Consider the following 22,494-nt stretch of genomic DNA (forward strand, 5'->3'; position numbering starts at 1 on the left):
CGTCCTCCTCCGCCCCGGGGGTGGCGGAGGAGGAGCTCCGGCGCGAGGGCGCGCTGGAGGGGGAAGCCGGCATCGTCATGCCTGTGCGTGCAGCCGACGAAGCCGCGCTCCGCCGCGTCGCCCGCCGTCGCGCCCGTGAAACCGAACAGCGCAAGAAGCGTGTCGATGTCCGCTACAGCATGAACGAGCACACCGAGATCCTGGACATGGCCCAGAGCATGGGCCTGGCGGGTGCCCACTTCGTCGGCGCGGTCGTCATGGCCTTCATCGAAGGTGCCCACACTCTCCCTGGCCAGCGTGGCGCCCTCGACGACCTGATCGATGAACTCGCTGCCCTGCGCACCGAGGTCGCCAGGATCGGCAACAACGTCAACCAGATCGCCCACCGTCTCAACGCCGGAGCAGATCCCCGCCCGGAGGACTCCGCCGTCATCGCCGCGGCCGGTGATGTGCTCGTCAAGGCTCGTTCCGCCGCGGCCGCGATCGATACCGCCGCCGATGTGGCCGCCACAACGAAAGAGCCCGCCACCCGTTGATCGCGAACATCGTCAAGCCCGGCTCCAAAACCCGAGGCGTGCTGAACTACCTCTACGACACCAAACGCGCCAACGACCACACCGACCCCCACCTCGTAGCGTCGTGGGACGGCTTCGCCCCCGACCCCGGCCGGGAGCCGGATGCCACCCTCGCCCAGCTGACCACCGCCCTCGACCTGCGCGTGAAGCAAGCCGGAGAGCGCGCCCCCAAGAACCACGTGTGGCACTGCTCGATCCGGGCCGCGCCCGAAGACCGGACGCTGTCGGACGCCGAGTGGGCCACGGTCGCCCGCCGGGTACTGAACGCCACCGGCATCGCCCCGGCCGGCGACCCTGACGCCTGCCGCTGGGTCGCCGTCCGCCACGCCGATGACCACATCCACATTGTCGCCACCAAGGTCCGAGGCGACCTCACCCCGCCCCGCAACTGGAACGACTACCTGCGCGCCGACAAGGAACTGGCCGCCATCGAGAAGGAATACGGCCTACGACAGGTCCCGCGCGGCGATCGCACGGCCGCCAAACGCCCCACCCGCGCCGAGCAGGAAAAGGCCCGCCGAACCGGACATACCACCACGGCCCGAGAACACTTGCGGACCACCGTCCGCACCGCCGTCTCAGCCGCCACCAGCACCGAAGAGTTCTTCCGCCTCCTCACCGGCGCCGGCGTCCTCGTGGACATCCAGTACTTCCCTTCGGGCGACATCCACGGATACAAGACCGCCCTCGAAAGCGACACCAACAAGGACGGCCAGCCCGTCTGGTTCTCCGGCTCGACGCTCGCCCCCGACCTGTCCTACCCAAAGATCGCCGAGCGCCTCGCCGCCACGTCCACGCTCCCACGCGGGCCCTCTGACCGTCAGCACACGGCCTGGCAGCAGATCATCGAGGCAGCCGGGCACCTCCCCGACCTCCTCGCGCAGACCGACGACGCCGCAAGCCAGGCGCACATCACGGTGCTCGCTGAGACCCTTGATGTCCTCCCCCTCACAGCCACCGCCGACCTGCGGCTCCCGCTCGGCCAGGCCGCCACCGCATTCGAACGAGCCAGCCGCTCCCGCATCCACGCCAGGCACCGGCAGGCCCAGACAACCCGGCGGGCCGTCAAGGCCATCCTCCGCGAACCCGCCCCACGGGACGGAGCTCTCTTCGCGATCCTCCTCGACGCACTCCTCCTCGCGGTCGTCGCAGCCCAGCACTGGCACCGCAACCACCATCACGATCAGCAAGCCGAAGCGGCCCGACAGACCGCCGAACATCTGCGAGCCGCTTACCAGGAAGCCGCCCGTCAACCCCTAGCCGTGATCCACCAGCGGGGCCGACACCTGGCTCTACCTCTGCAGCAGCGCCAGGCCGAGATCATCCGCCAAGCCCTGCCCGACCTCGCCGACCAGATCCTCGCCGAACCCACCTGGCCCGCGCTCGCCGCCGCACTATCCGACACCACAACAGCCGGCCACAACCCCGCCACGCTCATCACCCAAGCCGCACGACACCGGGAACTGCACACCGCCGGTTCTCTCAGCGAAGTCCTTACCTGGCGCCTGCACCGCATCACCGGCCTGCACCCGCAGCCGCCCACAACCACCACACCGGCCTCGGTGCGGACCACCGCGCCCACCGGCCACCAGCGCCGAACCCGGTGAACACCAACACCCGGGCCGAACGGCATCCGATAAGGAGACCATCCTGAAGATCCACCCCCTCGCCGCCACATTCCCCGTCCTGCCGGAGGACGAACTGCATGACCTCGCCCAGTCCATCAAGGCCGAAGGTCAGCACAAGCCCATCGTCCTCGATCGGGACGGCGTCCTCCTCGACGGTCGCAACCGCCTCGCCGCCTGCGAACTCGCCAGCGTCGAACCCCGCTTCACCCGCTACGAAGGCAACGACCCCACCAGCCTGATCCTGGCCGCCAACCTCCGCCGCCGACACGTCAGCAAGGGCCAGCAGGCCATGATCGGCGCGATGGCGCGTTCACTTTCGGGACACTCCTTGCGGGCCCACGCCACACTGCACGCGATGAGTCTCAGCCGGCTTTCCGCCGCCAACGTCGTGCTGGAGCATGCCCCCGACCTCGCCGAACAGGTACGCCTCGGCACCCTCGGTCTCGACGCCGCCTACGCCGAAGCCGGCCATCGCAAGGCCCGCACCGCAGCCGTCATCAACCAGCACAACGAGCTGCGCCAGCACGCCCCCGACCTAGCCGAACAAGTCACCGAGGGCTACCTCACCCTCGACGCCGCCACCGCCATACTCCACCAACGTCTCGAAGACGAACGACTGCGCCGGCGCGTCAAGGAAGTCGATGCCATCCGCCAGGCAGACGGCGATACGAGGCCCAGCCACACTGAACTCGCCGAGCAGGGAGCGATCACCTGGCAAGAGGCCCACCACCGAGTGGAACAGCAACACGCCCAACGCCAAAAGGCCATCCAAGAAGCACAGCAGGCCCTCGAACAGATCGCCAGAAGCTGGACCGCCGTCCAGGACCTCGCGGTTCGCCTGGACACGCCTTACGCACACGAGGTCCTCGACGGCCTCACGCCAGAAGCCCGGGCCCTCGCCACCCGCCTGACCAGCCAGGTCTGACGCCACCAACACCACCGGGGCCAACGCCGCACGGGGTTGGCCCCGGTGACATGTTGATGAGGGCACTTGGGCACGTAGTTAGCGCGACGGCCCGCTCGCGGCCTATCGGCCAGAGCCGATTTAAACGGGCCCTATCACCATCGGAGCCGCATCGCCTGGAGCCCGTGCGAGCCGATTCCCTTCCTCCCGTGCCCGCAGTGCGCGGTAGCGTCCCTCGTGAGGCCAACGGAGAGGGAGCCCGCACCATGCCGCAGCCGATGGACACTGCTCATCGTCCAGCCCAGCGCGGGCTCATTCTGGACTTCGCCGGGGTACTGACCGCCGACCCACGCCCGGTGCACCGCGCGTGGTGCGAAGCGGAGGGGCTGGAGCCCGGGGCATGGCGCGCGACCCTCAACGACAATCCCGAAGGCCGTCGGCTGTACGTGGCGTTGGAGATCGGGCAGATAGACCAAGCCGCCTGGAACGAGGGCACGGCTGCGCTCCTCGGTCCGCACGTCGAGCCGACGAACCTGATGGGCCGCGCTTGGTCAGGAGTTCCCGCCGCGCAGCGCATGATCGGGCTCGCCCGCGCTGCTAGGGCTGCCGGTTACCGGCTCGCGCTGCTGTCGAACAGCTTCGGCATGGACCCTTTCAACCCGTACGAGCACAGCGGCATCTGGGACCTCTTCGATGTGCACGTCATTTCCGAAGCGGTCGGCCTGGCCAAGCCCGATCCGGCGATCTACCAGCTGGTGTTGGATCGCCTCGGTCTGCCGGGTCCGGCGTGCGTGTTTGTCGACGACCACCCGGTGAACCTCCCGCCGGCCGAGGCCCTGGGCATCACCACCGTCCTCGCGCAGGACGAGGCGGCGGCGGTTGCCGAGCTGGAGGAAATGCTCGGGGTCAACGCAGTCCTGCGGGTGCAGCGACTGGTTCCGGCCGTTGTTCAACTCCCCTCCCGTGGATGACTGTCGGCAGTCACGCGGTCACGGGTACGGTCCATGTCTGGCCGATCTGGATCGGGAGAGTGCCTGCCATGCAATGGTCCGAGTACACAACGGCCGAAAGAATCAAGGCTCTTCGCAGCGGCATGACGCAGGAGGGGTTGGCCGAGGCCGCCGCCGTATCCGTCGGCGTCGTCCGGAAACTGGAGCGCGGTGGCACCGCGTCACTGCCTTCGCTGCTGTCCATCGCCTCGGCACTCGGGACAGACATCGCCGTGCTCCTCGGTCAGCAAGCACCGCGGCGATCCATGGACCGCAACGAGCGGGCGGCCCTGCGCACCTTGTCCGGCGCCACTCACGATGCAGCCATCGGGATCCCGGCCGACACCGAACCCGGGACCGTCGAGGAACTGCGGTCCGCCGTCCAGCATGCCGACGCCGCCTACTGGGCTGGCCGGTACACCGAGCTTGGCGTGCTGTTGGGCGCCTTATTGCCCGAGGCCCGTGCCCGCTACGACGCCTCGGACACGGTCGAGAAGGAAGCCGCAGCCGGCGTCCTCGCCGATGTCTTCCAGACAGCCGGCATGGCCGCCAACGTCTGGGGATCACGAGACCTCGCCTACGCCGCCCTCACCTATGGCCGTCAGATCGCCGTGCAGGTCGGTGATGACCTGCGTGACGCCCACCTCGCCGCCACCACGGCGTGGGTCAATCTCCGCGACGGCCGGACGGCACAGGGCTTCACGCTCGCCGCAGCCCAGGCGGACCGCATCGAGCCCAAGATGTCGGAGCACGACCCTGACCGGCTGTCGGTGTACGGGCAGCTCGTTACCAATGCGGCAGTAGCAGCTTCCCGTGGCGGCGCCTCCCCGGACACTGCCCGCGAATACCTCTCCCAGGCCCACGCCGTAGGCGCCCGCCTCGGCACAGAGCACGCCCGGGGCCGGCACGCCCAGCCCTACGGCCCGCTGTACGCCGGAACGCAGGCCATGAGCATCGCCGTTGCCCTCGGGGACACCCCCGGAGCGTTGCGACTCATGGACACCGTCCGGCTGGACGAGACTGTCCCGCTTGCCACCAGAGCCCGCTACGGCCTCGATGTCGCCCTGACCCACGTCGAATGCCGCCGGTGGGAGCAGGCCGCCGACACCCTCGAAGGCGTCTGCGCCATGGCGCCGGGGTGGGTGCAGCACCAGATGCTGCCCGGTGTGATCATCTCCCGCCTGGCCGGCGTGTCCGTCAGCCGCCTTCGCGGGCTCGCGCACGCCGCCGGTGTTTCCCTTGGAGTCCGCTGACCGCCACGCTCCGTTGCAGCTGGACGGCCGCCACTCTCACGACTGCCACGCCCCGTGACACCTCACGCAAGCCCCGCCTGCCGGACGGACACGGGGCGTGGCAGCTTCTGCCACCACGAACTCGCTCCGCCGTCACGGGCCGTGCCTGTCCCGCGTACTCGCACGACAGCACGCTGGAGGCATGTCGAACACCTCCCCCGACGGTCTCGGACACGTGCCCGTCGCCGTCTACGCCTGCGCCGCCGAGGCGCCCCTCGTACGTGAGGCCGAAAAACAAGCTCGTCGCTACGCCGACGCCCGCCACTGGCATGTGGCCGGAGCCTGGGCCGACGACGATCCGACCCTTCCCTTGGACACCCGGCCGGGCTGGTCGGCCATAGCAGGCGCCCTGTCCACCGGCATGATCCGTGGGGTCGTCGTCGGAGCCGCCTCCCACGTAGCTGCGGACGCGGCGCAGTTCGCCGCTCTCGGGGTCCTCATCCGTGACCGAGGCGGCTTCCTCGCGGAAGCGATCCCCCGGCCTTCCCGCCGTACCCCCGGCCAGAACGAGCGCCGCCAAGCCCTGTTCGAGGCGGCCTCCGGGTGGTCGCCCTGGACCCGTCTCGTGCCCGGGATCGCGTGGTGACGCGCCCACGCGCCGAGGTCGGCGACCTGGTTGAGGACCAGCAGGGACGACGGGCGATTGTCACGGACATCAAGAAGGGCAAGACCTGGGTCCTGCGTCCGCCCTCGGGCAGCACCACGGCTCAGTGGGAGTCGGACGATCCTGATTCCCTGCGGATCTTGGAACCCCGTCCCTCACGCCCCGACCGCAATCAGGAGGCCAAGTGAGGTCCCGCCGTATGGCCCGTCTCGCAGGCAGCGACCCGGTCGGGCGGTTACTGACCGGGGTCTGGCTCGCGGGTCACGTGGCCGCCGCATTCACCCTCGGCGCCGTGATCGCCGACCGCCCGACCGCTGTCACGGCGGGCTCGCCCGTCGTCAGCAGCCCGGACCGGCCCGCCGACGAGCAGACGCACGACCTCTGAGGCCCTCCCCCCGAGACCGTAAGGCGGACCCGCCGTGTACGCGTTCGGCCTGTGCATCGACCAGAACTACCTCACCCCCGGCCTGGCCACGATCACCGCCCTGGCCGACAGCCTCACCCCAAAGGCCCGCCACCAGGCCGCGCTCCGCATCCTCACCCTCGACCTCGCCCCGGCCGACGCCCTGCTGCTCGCCCAGCTCGCCAAACGGGCCGGCTTCGGCTCCTTCGGCCTTGCCCACCGCACCCCGCTGCGCTCCTGCCGGATGGCCGACGCCTCGTACATCACCGTCACGACCTACCTGCGCTTCGAGTTCACACCCGCCTTCGTCCGTAGGCCCTACCTGATCTACGTGGACGCCGACACTCTCGTGCGCGGTGACTTGAGCGAACCGCTCGGCACCTTGCTCCTCGGCGAGGTCGGCGCCGTCCGCGACGAGTTCAACCCGGCCGTCGGCGAATGTCCCGCCCTGCCCGGCGCCGCAGAACGCTGGCCGCGCCTTCGGGGCCTTCCCTACTACAACGCCGGTCTTTTGTGGGTCCGCACCGCAGATATGCCCCGCATCCGGAGCGGCGTCGAGCGGGCTCTGGTCCGACAGCGCCGGCACATCCTCCACAACGACCAGGACGCCCTGAACCTGTGGCTCCTGCACGCCGGGCACGTCCGCCCCGTCGGTTCCGGGTACAACCGCTTCGAGGTCGGCCGGTTCCTCGAACGCGGCAACTGGGTCCGCCGCGTCGTCACCCGACCCCTGCGTCCCGACCCATCCGCAGCGCTCGTCCACTTCGTGGGCCCCGAGAAGCCCTGGCAGCCGGGATGCCCCCGCACAGAGGACGTCCGGGAGTACCGCCTGCTGCTGCGGCGAACCATGCGGCATGTTCGCGCGATGGGCGCCGCTCACCCCGAGCCGACGGGCCTGCGATGAGAACGCCCCCACCGATGGTCTCCCGCGCCTGCGCCATGTTCCTCGGGACGACCGCCCGAACCGCTGAACAGTTGGCGCTGGGCTCGCGTACGGCCGTCTACCGGACCGGCCTCCACGACGGCCGCAGCGTGATCGTGAAGCTGTACGCGCACACCGCCCGCCGCAACGCAGTCACCGAGGCGGCCGCGATCCGTGCGGCTGCGGCCACCGTTCCCGTCCCGGAGGTACTCGGCTGCGGTACCACCTCCAGCGAGGGAGGCACCGCCCTCATCACGTCCGACCTCGGGGGATGCACCCTTGGCAGCGCCGTACGCGCCAGCACCATCACCCGTAGCCAGGCCCTCCGGGACCTCGGTGGCCTCCTCGCGCGCCTGCACCAAGCACCAATAGCCCACCCTGCTCCGTCGCGTCCGTTTCACGACGCGGTTTCCTCTCTCTCGCGCCGCTGCCCGTCCGACCTGCTCAACGTCATCGGGCCCACCCTGGCGCTCATCGCCGACGCCCCCGAATCGACACCACTGGTGTGGTGCCACGGAGACGTCCACTTCGACAACGTCGTCCTGGCCGGCCCACAGGACGCACGCCACCTGGTCGACTTCACAGACGCGGCCCCCGGCCACCGGGAATCCGATGTGGCCCACGCCCTCGTCATGGCCACCACCCACGCCCCGCAGGACCGCCTCGCCCTGACGGGCGCCTACTCCCTTGTCCTGGACGACGCACTTCTGTCGGCGTGGGCGGTCTTCCAAACCGTCCGCTGCTGGGCGTACGCGGTCCACCACGAGGACCGAGCCCTGTGGTCGAGCCGCCTGGCCAGCCTCACCCGTCAGTCGCCCCAACTTTTCCGCACGCCGCGCAAGGAAAGGACTCCCCGGTGACCAACCCCGGCCTCACGGTCGTCATCCCCGCCCACAACGAAGTCGCGTACCTGCCCCGCTACCTCCCGACCGTCCTTGCCTCCGTCGAACGCTGGGAGGCGGCCAGCGGCGAGCGGGGCGAGGTGATCGTGGTCGATAACGCCTCCACCGACGCCACCGCCGACATGGCCGCTTCCTTCGGCGTCCAAGTGATCGACGAGAGCATCAGGAACATCGGCCGGGTTCGTAACACCGGCGCCTCCGCCGCCCGGAGCCGACGACTGTTCTTCACCGACGCCGACGTCGCGCTGCCCGTGGAGGCGATCAGCGCTGCGGCAGCCGCGATGGACGCGGGGGCCGCCGGGGGCGCCATCCCGCCTCTCTACACCCCCAAGCGGCTCGGGGCCAGGCTGCTCTGCGCGTACTGGGACCACTACCGGACCTCGCACGGCGGCGCACAGGGCGTCGCCCAGTTCGCTACCGCAGCGGCCTTCAGGGAGGTCCGCGGGTACCGCGAGGACCTGTTCATGAGCGAGGACGTCGACTTCTTCGCCCGCTTGACCACCCACGGCCGCGCGACCGACGCCCCAGTCGAAATCCTGGACGACCTGCGCGTACGCCCCTCCACCCGCCGCTACGACGAGTGGTCCAGCCTCCGGATGCTGTGGTGGCAAAACCCCGTCACCGCCCGCCTGCGGCTGGGCTCCTCGCGCATGTGGCGCCACTGGTACGAGACCACCGTCCGATGAACCAGGAGACGCGCATGACCACACCTCTGCCCATACCGGACGAGGACGGCATCTACACATTCGCCGACGACCTCGTTCGCGTGCACCAGCGGTGGACCGACCACCTCGCCGAACGCCATCGCGCCCATGACCACCACGTCATCGAGCTGAAGGCCCCGCACAGCGGCTGCTCCCACTTCGTCGAGATGCGACGCCCGTCCGGCCGCCCCGTCCTCGTGATCGAGCCGCACCACGACGACTTCGCGCTCTCGGCCTCCGGGAGCTTCCTCGCCCGCCCCCGCCCCCTCACCGTGATCACCGTGTTCACCCGGTCCCGCAGCGTCCACCCGGCGCTGGAGACCACGTACTCCACCGAGGCCGCCGTATCCGACCTCCGCGACCGCGAAGGCGCTGCCGCCCTCGCCACGCTCGCCGCCAAGCGCATCCCCCTGGGTCGCAAGGACGCCGATCCTCCATACCGGCCGTACAGCCGAGATGTGCTGGAGCAGGTCACTGAAGAACTGCGGGGCATCGTCCGTGCTAACCCCGACGCCGAGCTCCTGGCCCCAGCCGCTGTCACCCGCCACCCGGACCATCTCCTCGTGCACGATGCGGCGGTCCGTCTAGGGTGCCGATGGTTCTGGGAAGACCTCGCCTTCTGGTCCACGTACGCGCTGGCCGGATGCGACCAGCACCTCTTCCGCGCCCGCACCGGCCCGACCCTGGCGCCCAAACTGGTCGACATCACTGCGGTGGTCCTCGACAAGGTCACGGTCCTGCGGATGCACGGCTCGCAGATGCACCCGGCCCGGAAGATGTACCGCCCGATCCGGCACGCCTGGACAACTGCCGCCGACCTGTTGACCGGCACCGGCACGTACGCGGAACGCTTCTACCGGACGGAGTCGCTGTGAAGGTCATCGCCCTCGAAGGACCCTCCTACGCGGGGAAGTCCACCGCCATCAACCACCTGCGCAGCAGCGGCATCGAAAAACGGGGGTTCGTGTCCGACTGCTACGTCAAGCACATCGCCCACCGCGACGACATCCCGCCAGCGCGGACCGGATCCGCGGCAGAGCAACTCGCCGCGTTCGAGAGGTTCATGGTGATCGAGGGGGCCCGGGTCCGCAGTGCGCTCGCCAGTGGCAAACCCGTGGTGATCCTCGACCGCTCCATCGACACCCTCCTCGCTCACGCCCACGCTCTCGACGCACTGTTCGGCTACGGCGTCCACCATCAGCTTCGCGACCGGCTCCAGGAGCTGCCGTTCCTGCGTCCCGACCACACTGTCTACCTCGATGTTCCGGCCGAGGTGCTGGGACTGCGACGCAAGAGGGCCGGACACACGGCGGCGGAGTCCGACTACTTCCTCCACGAAGCCGCGTTCCTCGACCACGCCCGCGACTACTTCCTCTCGGGCGTGCAGCCGCCGGTCTCACGGGAGGTGGTCGCCATCCCCGCGGATACCACCCCGGCGGAGATCGCTCAGGCAGTCGAGTCCCTCGTCGCGTTCTGGACGAGGTGACCGCCCCATGCCCACCGCCCTGTTCGTCTGGCGGCGCACACCGCCGCCGCTCCTTATCGGCGGAGCCGAAGTCACCCAGCAGCTCCTCGCCGAGGAACTCGCCGAGGCTGGCTGGCAAGTCGTCTATCTGGGCTCTCACCAATCCCCCTGGGACCAGGCCGAGCAGCTCCCACAGATCCGCGCGTTCCTCGACGCCCACACCACCCCGTACGAGGAATCCCACGACGCGCTGCGCTACTGGTGGAACGGCGTGGACTGCATCGCCGTATCGCAGTGCCGAACCGCAACCGTCCTTCGTGCGCTGCTGTCCGGCCTCCGGCCCGACGTTGTGTTCACCGCCCAGGAGGGCGCGGCCGACCTTGCCGCACAGGCCCGGTCGACATCGCTCGTCGCTGGCATACTGCACTCGGTATCGAAGAACGGCCTCGGAGTCCTGGCCGGCCGTCCGCACTACGGGCTGGCCGTCTCCGAGTTCGTCCGCCGACGGGCACCGCAGACCGAGGGAATCCGCCTCGCCGTCGTCCACCCGCCATTCGCGCCGCCCCAACAACCGCCCAGCGTGGCGCGCACCGGGTCGGTACTCATGGTCAACCCGATCCCCGCGAAGGGCTCCGCCCTCCTCCACCAGCTCATACACGTCATGCCGGAGCAGCACTTCACCCTCGTCGAGGGCTGGTGGAACACCGCCGCCGAGTTCGCCGCCGACCCCAACGTGACCTTCGTCCCCAGGGTCTACGACATGGCCCCGCTGTACCGCAACCACCGGGTGCTGCTGGTGCCGTCCACGGTGGAGGACGCTTATCCCCGGGTGATCGTCGAAGCCGCGCTGCACGGAATGCCGAGCATCGGCAGCGATCGGGGCGGCATCCCCGAAGCCATTGGGGCCGCAGGAATCGTCCTGCCCCATACGGCGGGCCCGCAGGCGTGGGCGGACGCTATCCGCGCCACCGACCACCACGCCCTCGGGGAGCGGGCCCGTCAGCACGCGGCAGCGCTTGCCTGCCCACGCCTGCCCGTACTCGAAGCCCTGGGGATCTACCCCTCGGCGAAGGCATCCTCGACCTGACCGAGCCGGTCGGTCCACCAGTGCAGCAGCGCCTCGTCCGCAGTGAACAGCTCGTCGCAAGAGAAGTCACCGCGCTCATAGTGAAACTCCAGCTGCCAGAAGTCCGTCATCCGCTTCCACCACAGCCGACGCACACCGTCCACCAGCGCGGATGCCTCCAGCTGGACCACGGACCGGTAGCCGGACACAAACGCAGGCACCCGTGCGAGATCGAACACTCCGTCCACGCCGAACTGCACCTGGGCCGTTCGTGCGATCTCTTCGGCGTACGGACGGACGCCGACGCGGTCCCAGTCGAGAATGGCGGCCAGTTCCCCGTCCTTCCACAGCAGGTTCCGGTACTGGACATCACCGTGCGTCCACCCGTGCCGGCCCATGGGGATCGCGTCCTGCGGTCGACGGTCGGCATGCTTGCCGATCAGCACCCGCCGCTGCTCCAGAGCGGCCAATGCCGCCGCGTCGAACGCCCTGCCAGTGCCTTTGCTTTCTACCGCTGCGGACAGCCTCTCCGACCTCTCCACCGCCTGCTCCGGCGTCGTCACGTCGGCGGTCAACCTTTCGGGCACGGCTGGCAGCAGGCCCCGATCGCAAGCCCGACCAAGACCCTGGTGGAGGCGCCCCAGGTGCGCACCCAGAGAGGTGACCTGGGGCAGGCCGAGGTCAACACCACGGATGTGGGTGCCGGCCGCCCAGGGAAACAGACACCAGACGCCGCCGCCGACCTCGGCCACCAGAGACCCAGAGCCGGTGGCCACGGAAGCACTGACAGGAACACCAGCGGCAGCCAGCGAAGCGAGCACCCCGAGGTTGCGCTTCAGCCGACCGAGCGGCACGTCAGTGACCCGCTTGAGCGCGAACACTCCGGCCAGCGTCTCCACCTTCCAGTTCGCGTTCATCAGCCCATCGGCGAGGTAGCGGCACTCCCGAACCTCTCCGAAGCAGAAGGCGCGGGCCAGCTCAGCGAGGACGCTGCTGGGGATCCCAGATTTGTCCGCCCCCGTCTCATCTGTCACACGAAGGACGATACGCGGGACTCGGCTTTTCCAGCGCTACGGGGAGATCCTGCTACTGGTCAACGTCGTCGCAGCAGAAGATGCCGGACACTCCTCGCCTTTGCCCAGAAAGACACCGCAGAGCACGGCGGCTCCAGGCAGGTGCCACGCTAGAAGCTCGCCCATGGAGTCCGCGCCGATCCATCCGTTCCACCGCGGGGGCGGGAGCGAGTGGTTCACAATGCGCACCATGCCCAGCAGGTACGACCGTTCTCGAAGACGCCGAACGGGACCGCGCTGTGGTCGTCCCACCAGGAAGGGGACACCATGCAAGCTCCCTCAAGCAATCGGCCGAGGCTGCCGGCACCACGCCACCCGGATTGAACGCGAAGCCGCCGTCCAAGAAGCAAGGACCCGGGCCGAGAAGTCGAAACATGAGGCAGAACGACAACAGCGAGTGATTAGCTCCGGGCTTGCTCTCGTCACCCTGGTGCTGCTGGCCAGCCTGGGCTCCTGCGCTTGGGACGCCTGGACAGAAGACCAGAACGAGGCCATGTGCCAGCTGCACCGAACTCATGCCCTGGCGCTGAGCGACAAAGCCCGCGCAGTACAGATCCCCCTGGTGTTAGCCGGAGACCCGAATGTCAGCATCCTCCAGCTCGGCACCAAGTTCACCGACGACCTCGGAGCCCTCGATGACACGTCCGCCACCGAGCTGGACATATCAACGGCGTATGTCGAGAAGCGCGACCTCGCCGGACAGGCAGCACGAGTCGTTCTCGACCACCGAGAGTGCTTCGACGACGAGTTCAACGCCGAGGCTTCCCGCATAGACCAGGCGCCCACCGAGGTCAGCACCGTGGAGATGCCATCAGCCGCCCACTGCAGTGACGGGTGGCCGTCCACCTCCATCGGCAAACAGGGCGCATGCTCACACCATGGTGGCCTCATTCCCGCGCGTTCATCGGCCACCCTGTTCTTCAACTGATCAGGGGCGCTGCCCATACCTGGTCACGATCCGCCCCGACGAGAGCAGCCGCGGACAGCCCCAAGCGCCATCGATGGCGGCACCAGCGTCTTGCCACACACCTCGAAGCCTGGCAGCGCGACGAGTGTCATCCTGAGGTATGGCGACTGAGCGACGATCATGGAAGCCGGACTGGCGCAGGATGGATTGCCTTGCCGACTGCGGAGAGTTGGTCAAGCGGGCCCGCCACTCGTGGGTCGAGATAGGCGGCACGCGCTCGGGTAGTTGGTTGATCGGGACGCGAGTCGACGTGGGTCGCGCCTTTGCGGACCCTCTGCCTCCACCGGACGAAGAGCAGCTGTTCATGCTGGGCACGGCGCACAGGTCCTGCATCGCAACCGCTGTTGCGCTTCTCCGCGAGCGCAGAGCCCAACTGACTGACGACCTGACCGTGATGAACATCGAGCCGATCACCGGCCACCACGCGCACGAGAACTGGTTGCCGGCTCCGCCTGGTCGCTGCCCCTTCTGCTCAGACCCAGAGGGGCAGCTCACAGACGAGGACATCTACCCCAAATGGCTCGTGCGCGAGATGAAGCAACACGGGGTTCGCAGCACAGACCCGCAACGGCGACGTATCAGCTGGCCGACGACACCCGTCTGCCAGCACTGCAACAACACGTGGATGTCGACTCTGGAGAATGACGTCAAGGACGTCCTCATCCCGATGTTCCACCAGGTGAGATCACTCGACGAGTACGCCCAAGGTCGACTCGCTCTGTGGGCCGCCAAGATGGCCGTCATCCTGGACGCGGCGGGCGGCAACATCGTTCCGCACAGAGCCGGTCAGCGGCTGGAGATCCACCGTCAGCCGCATGACGGCATGCGGGTCTGGATCACCGCCTATCACGACGCGAGCCCCTTGGCTCTGGTATCGCGCCCGATCTACATGCCCGGGAAAGATCCGAGAGACGAGTTGCTCGGCCTGTGCGTGACGTTCTCAGTCGTCAAAGTCGCGTTTCAAGTCTTCATCCCATTCCTCGATGGGGACCTCGCGCCCCTTGAAGACTTTCACGGCTCTGTCCTGCAGATATGGCCCACAACTTGTTCCGTGCTGGACTGGCCGCCTCCGTTCCGGTTCGACCAGACCTCCATCCAGGCGCTCGCAGCAAGAATCAACGACAACCGCGAGGACGTGACGATGGAGGTGAACCTCAGCGCGGCGGAACGGGTGAGCCGAGCGCCTTCAGAAGGCCCCGGATGAAACCTCGGGTAGATCGTCGACCGCTGTCACCGCTCCGGCCATCACGGGCAGCGCGGGACTTGTCCGGCAGGCCGTCTCCGCCCTACTCCGCGAGAACTGAACCGTCGTGCTCCTGACCAGTACTTAGCAAGCGACCGCGTTGCCCAACTACTAGGTAAGGAAACGGGCCTTCGCCTGCTGGAACCCCTCTCGTTCGTAAGCATCCCTGACTCGTGCAGGCCAGCCAATTTCGTGAGTTCGTCCACGAGTGGCGACGGCGTCGGAGCAGATGGCGGAGTGGAGGAGTGCTGCGCGGCGATCGCCTCATCCAAGGCACCCCGGAGCTTCTCGAGCTCCGGCTGCTGCTTCTTCGTGAACACGACGCTGTTCTCGTCTCGCGCCGCATCGTTCGTCTGGGCCCCGAACTGCGAGCGCCGTTCGTTCCCGCCCGGCAGCGTGAACTGGATGAACCCATTCACCACCGATCCGGCCGGCTTCCACTGCACCGCGCTGATCTGCGCCACGTGCAGCCGCTTCTCCCCCTTGCCGGCCGTGGAACGGCCCAGCATTGTGTTCCGGCTGATCGTCACATACTGGCCATCAAACGCGACAATGGCGTGAACGTGCAGGTCGTGACCGACCCAGTCGGTCAGGTGCTGTGGATCTCGCCGGCCCTGCCCGGCCGGTGCCACGACCTGACCGCGGCACGCACCCACCGCATCATCCGGATCTGCGAACGCCAGGGCGTCCCCATTCTGGCCGACCGCGCCTACACAGGCGCCGGCCCCTGGGTTACCACCGGACGCAAACGACCTCCCGGCGGACGACTGTCCCCGACCCAGCAGACGATCAACCGGGCCCTCGCCGCCTCCCGAGCACCCGTCGAACGCGGCATGGCGCGGCTCAAAACCTCGCATCTTCCGAAGATCACGATGCAGCCCGAACCGCATGACGTCAATCGCCAAGGCCATCCTCACCCTGGAGAGGCAACGCTGAAAACGCTCACTGAGCCTTTTTCAACCTGCGTCAGCAGTGCGCCCGTTGGGCTGACAACAGGGTGAAGCCCCTGGTAGATGAGTTTTCGACCAAGAGATCCGTCCCCACCAGAGGCTTCGCATGCTTGTCTACCCGTCGGGCGTCGACGTGTCCAGCTCCACCCTGCGCTTCCTCGCGCAACAACTGCGGCGGCACCGCCGTGCGATCGGGTCCAGGTGGCGGCGGCTGAGCGCGGGCCGCCAAGCCCTTCTCGCACCCGCCCACCTGCGCGTGGGACACACTTACGCCCAGCTCGCTGCCGGATTCGGCGTCGGAGTGACGACCGCCTACCGCTATGTCGCCGAGGTCATCGACCTTTTGGCCGACCTCGCGCCCACCTTGGCCGACGCCGCTCGCGCCGCGTCGACGAAAGCCTTCGTCCTGCTGGACGGCACGCTGCTGCCAATCGATCGCATCGCCGCGGACCGCCCCTACTACTCCGGCAAACACAAGAAGCACGGCATGAACGTCCAGGTCCTCACCGATCCCTTCGGCCGACTGCTGTGGGTCTCGCCAGCCCTGCCAGGCGCAGTCCACGACGTTCGCGCGGCCCGAGAACACGGCATCATCGACGCTCTCGCCCAAACCGACGTCCCCTGCTGGGCGGACAAGGGCTACCGAGGAGCCGGCGGCACGGTCCGCATCCCGTACTGGGGGCGATGGGACAACCTCTCGGCAGGTCAACAGGCAGTGAACCGGTCCCACGCCAAGATCCGCGCACTCGTCGAACAGGCCATGTCCACCCTCAAGTCCTGGCGGATCCTCCGCAAGCTCCGGTGCTCCACCACCCGGATCACCGCCTTCGTGCAAGCCGTCCTCACCCTGTATCTGGCCAGCTCAGAGCGATGATGGAAAAGGCTCACTGTGTACGCGTAGGGCCCGATGATCGTCGAAGCCGAGGCGGGAACGGTCTACCCCGGCAACCTCCCCGCGCCAGGAACACACTTCATGGCCCTTGCGGCACAGATCGTCGCTATTCGTTGACCCGCAGCAGCTAAGGCCGCCGGAATTCCTAACCCTACTTAGAAGTAGTCCCCCATGTTCAGTACGAGTACTCCAGCGTCTAGACCCACAAGCAGGATGCCGCCAATTGACGTCATACTTACGACGGACCGATAGTTTGGAATCTGAAGGAGGCATTTCAGATCAACCGGATCCCAGACGCGGATGGTCCGATCATCTCCGGCGCTAGCAATAACAGTTCTCCCCGCGTACTCAACTACGCTGAGGGCTCGGACCGGACCTGTATGGCCCCACAAAGTATCCATCGCTGCACCGGTCGACGGATTCCAAATCTGAACTCCCTGATCATCTCCTGCCCCCACTAGAAGGTCAGCTCCATGCAAACGAACTTCGCAGAGTGCGTTGACCCCACCCGGCAGACCCCACAACCTTTCCACCCCTCTGCCATTAGTGGGATCCCAGAGCAATACTCTGCGATCCTTGCCTCCTGTAGCGATGAGCCGACGGCTTCTCACAGTGACACCACAGACGGCAGATACTGAGCCAGGCTCACCGCGCCACGGAATGATGGCTCCGGATTCCAAATCCCATATCCTTACGGTCCCCGACTGGCTCAGTACAGCCACCAGGCTACGCGTTGGATGCATCGGATCACAGATCGATTGCGTGGACATTAGGTAACCGTCCAGTTCACGAATCATCTCACCAGAGTCCAGTTTATGCACTTGTATCATGCCGCTCTCAAATGCCACCACCAGACCGTCGCGTCCTCCTATTCGAACCTTTCCTGCAGCTGATATATTTGAATAAGTCCGGCTCGACGGAAGTCTCAACCGAGAAGATACTTCCCCAGACCCGACGTAACGGCGAGCAATTTCGTGGCCATCATAACTACTAGAATCGATAAAAACGCTATCGTCGCTAGAATCTACAATACATAGTTGTTTTGCCGCGCCAATTCGGGAAAACCGTCCTTGAGTGCCGGATTGATCGAATGGGTCCCATATTCTGACTGTTCGGTCGCTACTAGTGCTGGCAAGCAGCCGACGCTGGAGAACTTGAACATCGCACAAGGAGCGAATTTCTCCGATATGGCCCGACATGGTGGCCACCAAAGAACTGCTGCCAAGATTCCAGACGCGCACATCTCGGTCAATGTGGCTTGACGTTGCAAGGAGAGACCTCCCCTGCGATTCCCAAACAGCAACGGGATTCTGTGCCCTTCCTGCGATATACGAGCGTCGCGTACCAGTGCTGGGGTCCCACATCATAACGCCCAAGTCGGAACTTACCGTGACCAGATAGTTCTTGTCGGCGAGACGGGCCGCCGCTAGGGAGTGCACCGCCCCGGCGTGGGCTCGAAGAGAAATCTTCTTCTTACTTGTAGGATTCCAAATTGTAACGCCTTTATCCTCGACGGCGCTCACAAGGAAGGACTGGTCGCCAATCGATACAGCGCACAGATCACGGATAGGCCCCTGAAGTCCCAGTATATTGTCAACCTTCTTACCGGTTTCCAGGTCCCAAATCTGCACTGTACTATCAGAAGATGAACAGGTCGCAGTGGCCAACAGCGTCCGCCCCCGAACGTGGATCGGGCACAATTTCCTAATTGCACTGCGGTGTCCGCGAAGAACATGCTCAAGTCTTCCCGTTGCTGGATCCCATACTTTTGCGACCCGGTCGATGCCACCGCTAACAAGAAGGGTTCTAGAGCCGGTATTGATGGCACACAGTGATGTTACAGTGGAACCCCCGTCCAATTTACTTACTAGTTCCCCGGTGTTCGGGTTCCAGATGTTAATCGATTTCCCATGACCAGCACTAGCAATAAAGGACTTCCCATCTCGGTCGAGTGTGCACAGATGCCGAACGGGTCCTTCATCTCCGCGGATGATACGAATTTCTTCTCCGGTAGCCGGATCCCAGACCCATATTGTTTCGTCATCGCTTGCACTGACGAGCAGATCACCATTGTCCGATTGGATTCGGCATACAGCAGTCACAGCAGATGTATGGCCATCGAGCACGGCACGTTCGGAGCTTGGCATAGAACTAGCCCACACAGCCCTATAAGGCGCGGACTGAGAAATCGAGGTGTATCTCCTCCCGAGATTTTGCTGTGCCTCAGTCACGCTAAAGAGAGCAACGCGAGTTAGGGGTGGCGCAGTGATGGCCCTGGGCGTCTTTCGCAGCAAGCGCGCCTGCTGCCGAGCCGCTGGCTTCGTAGCCTGCTCGGCCAGAGGAATAAGGGGCCGCAGATCGGCATGGATAACATACGATGAATCCGTTAGAAGCTCGTCGATAACCCCTCCCCGGGACGCATGGATCGCAAGCGACCGAAGAAGGTAATGGGGGGCCTGAGACCAGCCGACTGAACGACCCTCAGCAAGGAATGCATTCGTGAGAACGCGTTCCTCATCACGGCGGCTGCCATGGTCGCCGCCGGTTAGTACGTCATTCAAGGCTTGATGAAACAGCCTATAAGATGCAGCCGTGTCGCTTAGACTCGTTTCGATCAGGAAATTAGCCGCAGAGGATCGAGCGAAGAGCTGCAGCTGGCGTTCTGTTAGATTTCCGCCGTCGAGTGCTTTGAGCGCGGTATACCAGATCCCGACAGAGAATCCAGGGGCTTGCGCATAAGCTAGAGCTGTCAGTGCCTCAGCGGCTGGCACTTCACCGACCGGCGGGAGAACAGCCAGATACGTGCGCAATGCAGCTTCTACCGTAGGTGTGAAAGACACTTCCGAGGGGAGGACTGCAGTTGTATCGTGCATGCCATGAGTCCGCGCGACAAGTCCAGCCACGAGGAAGTTTCGGTCAGCTAGGGCACCAATCCTGTCGGCCACGGGCCGGGCGATCCGTTCCTCGGCGTAGGGGTTTCCAACACGCGGGTCACCGGCGAGCTGGAGTGTTGCCAGAGCATATGCTGCGAGGTCACTTTCGGCGAAGTACTCGGGTGTATCCAGATCTACAAGTAGCGCCGCTGGCCCAAAAACTGCGAGGAGATCGCCCGCATCATCTCGGCGACGACTGCCAACAAGAACTTGAACGCCCAAGTCCGCGCAGGTCTCTGCGAGCGGAAGTACGATTCTTGTAGCAATTGCCCGAGCTTGAGCTGTAGAAGCCGCCTCATCGAGAGCATCGACGACCACTCGAAACGGTGGTGGCTGCTCAGCGCTGTCTCCTAGCCGGCTGGTTAGGGCAGCCCGGATAGCGGGAAGAAAATCCTCAAGAGTTTCGGGAATCGGAGCTGAAGCAGCTTGGGCAAGCTCGGTAGCCACGTCCATTGCAGTCTTACTCTTTGCGTGCACAGCACATGCGATAGCCCCAATGGGCGCCCTGATGGCGATGTCGTCAGCAGGTAGTGATGCCGCTATGCCCGCATCAGCCGTTGTAACAATACGTCCCAGAACACTGGATTTCCCCACGCCGGGAGATCCAGTGATGACCAGCACACGACGGTCTCCCGGACGACCCATCCACTCTACGATCTGCGACAGCGCCGCCGTACGCCCTCGGAAACGGAAACCCTGTTCGCTGTCAACCGCTACCCCGCGAGCACGAGGCTTCCAGTGCCTACCCGCTTCCGGATCCTGTTTTAGGCTCCATCCCCATGCCGCCAGCGCCGTATCACCAGCGGCCTCAACTCTCCATTCTGCCAGTCCTCGAATCTTCTGGTCTGGTAGGCAGCGATCAGCCACCCACAGGCTTATCGCTTTAGCGTCGCCATTTCCATTGGCCAGTCCGACTAGTCCCACTACGGCGCTGTACTCAGGTGACCAAATTCCTGCTCCACTGAAACCGCGTGAGACTTGATAGCGGGATGACGTGTCTAGTCGAATCCAGCCGAACCCTAGGGCCTCGCCGATACTGCCAGAAGAACTGTTCCCAACGAACTCGCCTTCTGGGAACCCGAACGCCCACCAACTACCTCCGACGAGATCCGACGGCGCTGGGCAGCGGAGCCTCGCAACCAACTCAGGAGCGACGGGATGCTGCAAAACTAGAACCGCAACGTCCTGCTTGGTCTGGTCTTCGCGCCGTGGCATAATCACCTCACAGACGCGAATCCGATCATCCATCAAATCTTCAGACTTGGGGAATGCGACCCAAAGGTCTTCATTCTTGTCGACATGCGATTGCACAACATGCGCGCAAGTCAGAACGCGATCGACCGCAATTAGGACACCAGATCCGCGAACATGATCGGAGCCTTCATTTGAGTGGATGGCAACGGCCCAGGAATCCGTTCCTGGGCGAGGTCCGATTATCCCTGAAACCGTCAACGTTAGCTCAGGAACCGTTGGCGGAGGCTGCCGGGCGCCAAGTTAGAGTGACCTCGAAACTCGCTTCGGTTGCTGCTTTCGCAACAACCCAATTGGCTGTTCCATTCGCCTTGACGCCAAACTTGACCTGGGTCTCGGCGGGCTGGAGCGCAGCAATCTGAGTCAGAACCTCGCGAGCAGCCTCAACAGCTGGCCGAACTGCGTCCCGTACACGGCCGAGTACCTCTGAGGCTCCAACGGGATGGAAGCCTTCGGAGGGCTCGATCTCGAACTGGACGACAGTCTCGGCGTCGAGTTCGTACGTGACAAGCTGCGTGCCCATGAGTGCTCCCGGTGATAGTTCGTCTAGGTGATGATGCCGCAAATCGTGCCACCGGAGGGCCCATTCGCAGAGGTCGTGGAGCGCGCCTGAGCTTGGCTCTACCGTGCACCTTGGAGTTGCCAGGGTGAGCTACCGAGGGCTCGCCAAGACCTCGACTGCAGGGTCCAGCACCAGTCGAGACATTTGTGAGACGGTCAGTTGGCGGAGCGTGGATGCCTCCGAGGTCAGCGGCAGCCGGCTGATGCGCTCGATGTTGACAGCGATGGCGATCAGTGAGCGTTTTCAGCGTTGCCTCTCCAGGGTGAGGATGGCCTTGGCGATTGACGTCATGCGGTTCGGGCTGCATCGTGATCTTCGGAAGATGCGAGGTTTTGAGCCGCGCCATGCCGCGTTCGACGGGTGCTCGGGAGGCGGCGAGGGCCCGGTTGATCGTCTGCTGGGTCGGGGACAGTCGTCCGCCGGGAGGTCGTTTGCGTCCGGTGGTGACCCAGGGGCCGGCGCCTGTGTAGGCGCGGTCGGCCAGAATGGGGACGCCCTGGCGTTCGCAGATCCGGATGATGCGGTGGGTGCGTGCCGCGGTCAGGTCGTGGCACCGGCCGGGCAGGGCCGGCGAGATCCACAGCACCTGACCGACTGGGTCGGTCACGACCTGCACGTTCACGCCATGGCGGCGATGCTTATGGGAGTAGTCCGCCCGGCTGTCGCCCACGCGGTCGCACTCGGCGAGCGTCCCGTCGAGCACAACGTACTGCGGGTCGCTCTCGCGCAGGACCTTCAGCAGGCCCGGCGACCGGTCCGCGAGTAGGTCGATGACCGTGGTGGTGTAGGCGTGGGCGGTGCCGACCGATATGCCGAAGCCCACGGCGATCCGGGACAGGGTGTCGTGCTTGCGCAGGTACACCAGAGCGACGAGCGCACGTTGATGCGGCGGAAGCTTGCAGCGGCGGTCACCCTCGCGGGTGTCGATGAGCATGGTGACCCACTCGACCAGCGCATGAGGCAGGTCGAGTGCGGCAGGATAGGAGACCAACGAGGCACCTGCGCTGATGAGATGAGACTTCGAACACCTCCCTCAACGGCACGGGTGCCTTGTGCGTTGCGCCCTCGCCGCCGTCACCCGATCGGTGGCCACTCTGAAAACGCTCACTGGTCCTGGGAGCAGACGCGGCAGAGGCGGACGGGGACGGAGACGCCGCGCGCGATGAGTG

21 protein-coding genes and 2 pseudogenes are annotated in these 22,494 nt (G+C 65.8%); 18 read left to right on the forward strand and 5 right to left on the reverse strand.

Going from position 1 to position 22,494, the window contains the following annotated elements:
- The first annotated feature begins 20 nt into the window (after window positions 1–20).
- The 14 genes from mobC (at window position 21) to O3X23_RS00700 (ending at window position 11,475) form a co-directional block, all read left to right on the forward strand.
- Entirely contained in the window at window positions 21–536 is a 516-nt protein-coding gene (gene mobC / locus O3X23_RS00635; RefSeq protein ID WP_331283869.1) for a plasmid mobilization relaxosome protein MobC, read from the forward strand.
- Entirely contained in the window at window positions 533–2,182 is a 1,650-nt protein-coding gene (locus tag O3X23_RS00640; RefSeq protein WP_269268992.1) for a relaxase/mobilization nuclease domain-containing protein, read from the forward strand. Before mobC ends, O3X23_RS00640 begins: the two co-directional genes overlap by 4 nt.
- A gap of 376 nt (window positions 2,183–2,558) precedes the next feature.
- A complete protein-coding gene (locus tag O3X23_RS00645; protein WP_269268993.1) occupies window positions 2,559–3,128 on the forward strand; it encodes a hypothetical protein in 570 nt (189 codons plus the stop codon).
- Between the two features lie 245 nt (window positions 3,129–3,373).
- The gene (locus tag O3X23_RS00650; protein WP_269268994.1) at window positions 3,374–4,078 is read left to right on the forward strand and encodes an HAD-IA family hydrolase; all 705 of its coding nucleotides are present in this window, start codon (window positions 3,374–3,376) and stop codon (window positions 4,076–4,078) included.
- 68 nt (window positions 4,079–4,146) lie between these two features.
- Complete coding sequence (locus tag O3X23_RS00655; protein ID WP_269268996.1) at window positions 4,147–5,349, forward strand: helix-turn-helix domain-containing protein; 1,203 nt, start codon at window positions 4,147–4,149, stop codon at window positions 5,347–5,349.
- 181 nt (window positions 5,350–5,530) lie between these two features.
- Entirely contained in the window at window positions 5,531–5,974 is a 444-nt protein-coding gene (locus tag O3X23_RS00660; RefSeq protein ID WP_269268997.1) for a hypothetical protein, read from the forward strand.
- Window positions 5,971–6,180, forward strand: coding sequence for a hypothetical protein (locus O3X23_RS00665; RefSeq protein WP_269268998.1), 210 nt, complete (start codon window positions 5,971–5,973; stop codon window positions 6,178–6,180). The genes O3X23_RS00660 and O3X23_RS00665 overlap by 4 nt, the downstream gene beginning before the upstream one ends.
- 11 nt (window positions 6,181–6,191) lie before the next feature.
- Window positions 6,192–6,377, forward strand: coding sequence for a hypothetical protein (locus O3X23_RS00670; RefSeq protein WP_269268999.1), 186 nt, complete (start codon window positions 6,192–6,194; stop codon window positions 6,375–6,377).
- Between the two features lie 34 nt (window positions 6,378–6,411).
- A complete protein-coding gene (locus tag O3X23_RS00675) occupies window positions 6,412–7,299 on the forward strand; it encodes a glycosyltransferase family 8 protein (RefSeq protein ID WP_269269000.1) in 888 nt (295 codons plus the stop codon).
- Window positions 7,296–8,177 (forward strand): phosphotransferase family protein, encoded by an 882-nt coding sequence (locus O3X23_RS00680; protein WP_269269001.1) that lies wholly within the window; start codon window positions 7,296–7,298, stop codon window positions 8,175–8,177. The genes O3X23_RS00675 and O3X23_RS00680 overlap by 4 nt, the downstream gene beginning before the upstream one ends.
- On the forward strand, window positions 8,174–8,905 hold the full coding sequence (locus O3X23_RS00685; RefSeq protein ID WP_269269002.1) for a glycosyltransferase: 732 nt from the start codon (window positions 8,174–8,176) through the stop codon (window positions 8,903–8,905). The genes O3X23_RS00680 and O3X23_RS00685 overlap by 4 nt, the downstream gene beginning before the upstream one ends.
- A 14-nt stretch (window positions 8,906–8,919) precedes the next feature.
- Complete coding sequence (locus O3X23_RS00690) at window positions 8,920–9,798, forward strand: PIG-L deacetylase family protein (protein ID WP_269269003.1); 879 nt, start codon at window positions 8,920–8,922, stop codon at window positions 9,796–9,798.
- Window positions 9,795–10,409, forward strand: a complete 615-nt coding sequence (locus tag O3X23_RS00695; RefSeq protein ID WP_269269004.1) for a dTMP kinase — start codon at window positions 9,795–9,797, stop codon at window positions 10,407–10,409. The genes O3X23_RS00690 and O3X23_RS00695 overlap by 4 nt, the downstream gene beginning before the upstream one ends.
- 7 nt (window positions 10,410–10,416) lie before the next feature.
- Window positions 10,417–11,475: a glycosyltransferase gene (locus O3X23_RS00700; protein WP_269269005.1), complete on the forward strand. Its 1,059-nt coding sequence runs from the start codon at window positions 10,417–10,419 to the stop codon at window positions 11,473–11,475.
- Here O3X23_RS00700 and O3X23_RS00705 read toward each other — a convergent pair.
- Window positions 11,445–12,488: a phosphotransferase gene (locus O3X23_RS00705; protein WP_269269006.1), complete on the reverse strand. Its 1,044-nt coding sequence runs from the start codon at window positions 12,486–12,488 to the stop codon at window positions 11,445–11,447. The genes O3X23_RS00700 and O3X23_RS00705 overlap by 31 nt on opposite strands.
- A 469-nt stretch (window positions 12,489–12,957) precedes the next feature.
- Between O3X23_RS00705 and O3X23_RS00710 the strand changes: the two genes are divergently transcribed.
- The gene (locus tag O3X23_RS00710; RefSeq protein ID WP_269269007.1) at window positions 12,958–13,455 is read left to right on the forward strand and encodes a hypothetical protein; all 498 of its coding nucleotides are present in this window, start codon (window positions 12,958–12,960) and stop codon (window positions 13,453–13,455) included.
- 139 nt (window positions 13,456–13,594) lie between these two features.
- A complete protein-coding gene (locus O3X23_RS00715) occupies window positions 13,595–14,698 on the forward strand; it encodes a hypothetical protein (protein ID WP_269269009.1) in 1,104 nt (367 codons plus the stop codon).
- Between the two features lie 41 nt (window positions 14,699–14,739).
- On the opposite strand, the gene O3X23_RS00720 is transcribed toward O3X23_RS00715, so the two are convergent.
- Entirely contained in the window at window positions 14,740–15,246 is a 507-nt protein-coding gene (locus O3X23_RS00720) for a DUF4429 domain-containing protein (protein ID WP_269269010.1), read from the reverse strand.
- A 36-nt stretch (window positions 15,247–15,282) separates the two neighbouring features.
- Between O3X23_RS00720 and O3X23_RS00725 the strand changes: the two are divergent.
- Together O3X23_RS00725 and O3X23_RS00730 are read left to right on the forward strand one after the other, a co-directional pair.
- Window positions 15,283–15,673, forward strand: a pseudogene (locus O3X23_RS00725) (transposase family protein); the annotation flags it as partial.
- A gap of 120 nt (window positions 15,674–15,793) precedes the next feature.
- Window positions 15,794–16,561: an IS5 family transposase gene (locus tag O3X23_RS00730; protein ID WP_269269011.1), complete on the forward strand. Its 768-nt coding sequence runs from the start codon at window positions 15,794–15,796 to the stop codon at window positions 16,559–16,561.
- Between the two features lie 173 nt (window positions 16,562–16,734).
- Here the strand turns inward: O3X23_RS00730 and O3X23_RS00735 are convergent, their stop codons facing one another.
- The 3 genes and pseudogenes from O3X23_RS00735 to O3X23_RS00745 all read right to left on the reverse strand — a co-directional run bounded on the left by O3X23_RS00735 (window position 16,735) and on the right by O3X23_RS00745 (window position 22,316).
- Complete coding sequence (locus tag O3X23_RS00735) at window positions 16,735–20,964, reverse strand: trypsin-like peptidase domain-containing protein (RefSeq protein ID WP_443047650.1); 4,230 nt, start codon at window positions 20,962–20,964, stop codon at window positions 16,735–16,737.
- 7 nt (window positions 20,965–20,971) lie between these two features.
- A complete protein-coding gene (locus O3X23_RS00740) occupies window positions 20,972–21,286 on the reverse strand; it encodes a CU044_2847 family protein (protein ID WP_269269013.1) in 315 nt (104 codons plus the stop codon).
- Window positions 21,287–21,568: 282 nt separating this feature from the next.
- A pseudogene (locus O3X23_RS00745) lies at window positions 21,569–22,316 on the reverse strand (transposase).
- Window positions 22,317–22,494: the final 178 nt, after the last annotated feature.

Origin of the sequence: Streptomyces sp. H39-S7, from assembly GCF_027158205.1 — a bacterium.
GTDB lineage: Bacteria > Actinomycetota > Actinomycetes > Streptomycetales > Streptomycetaceae > Actinacidiphila.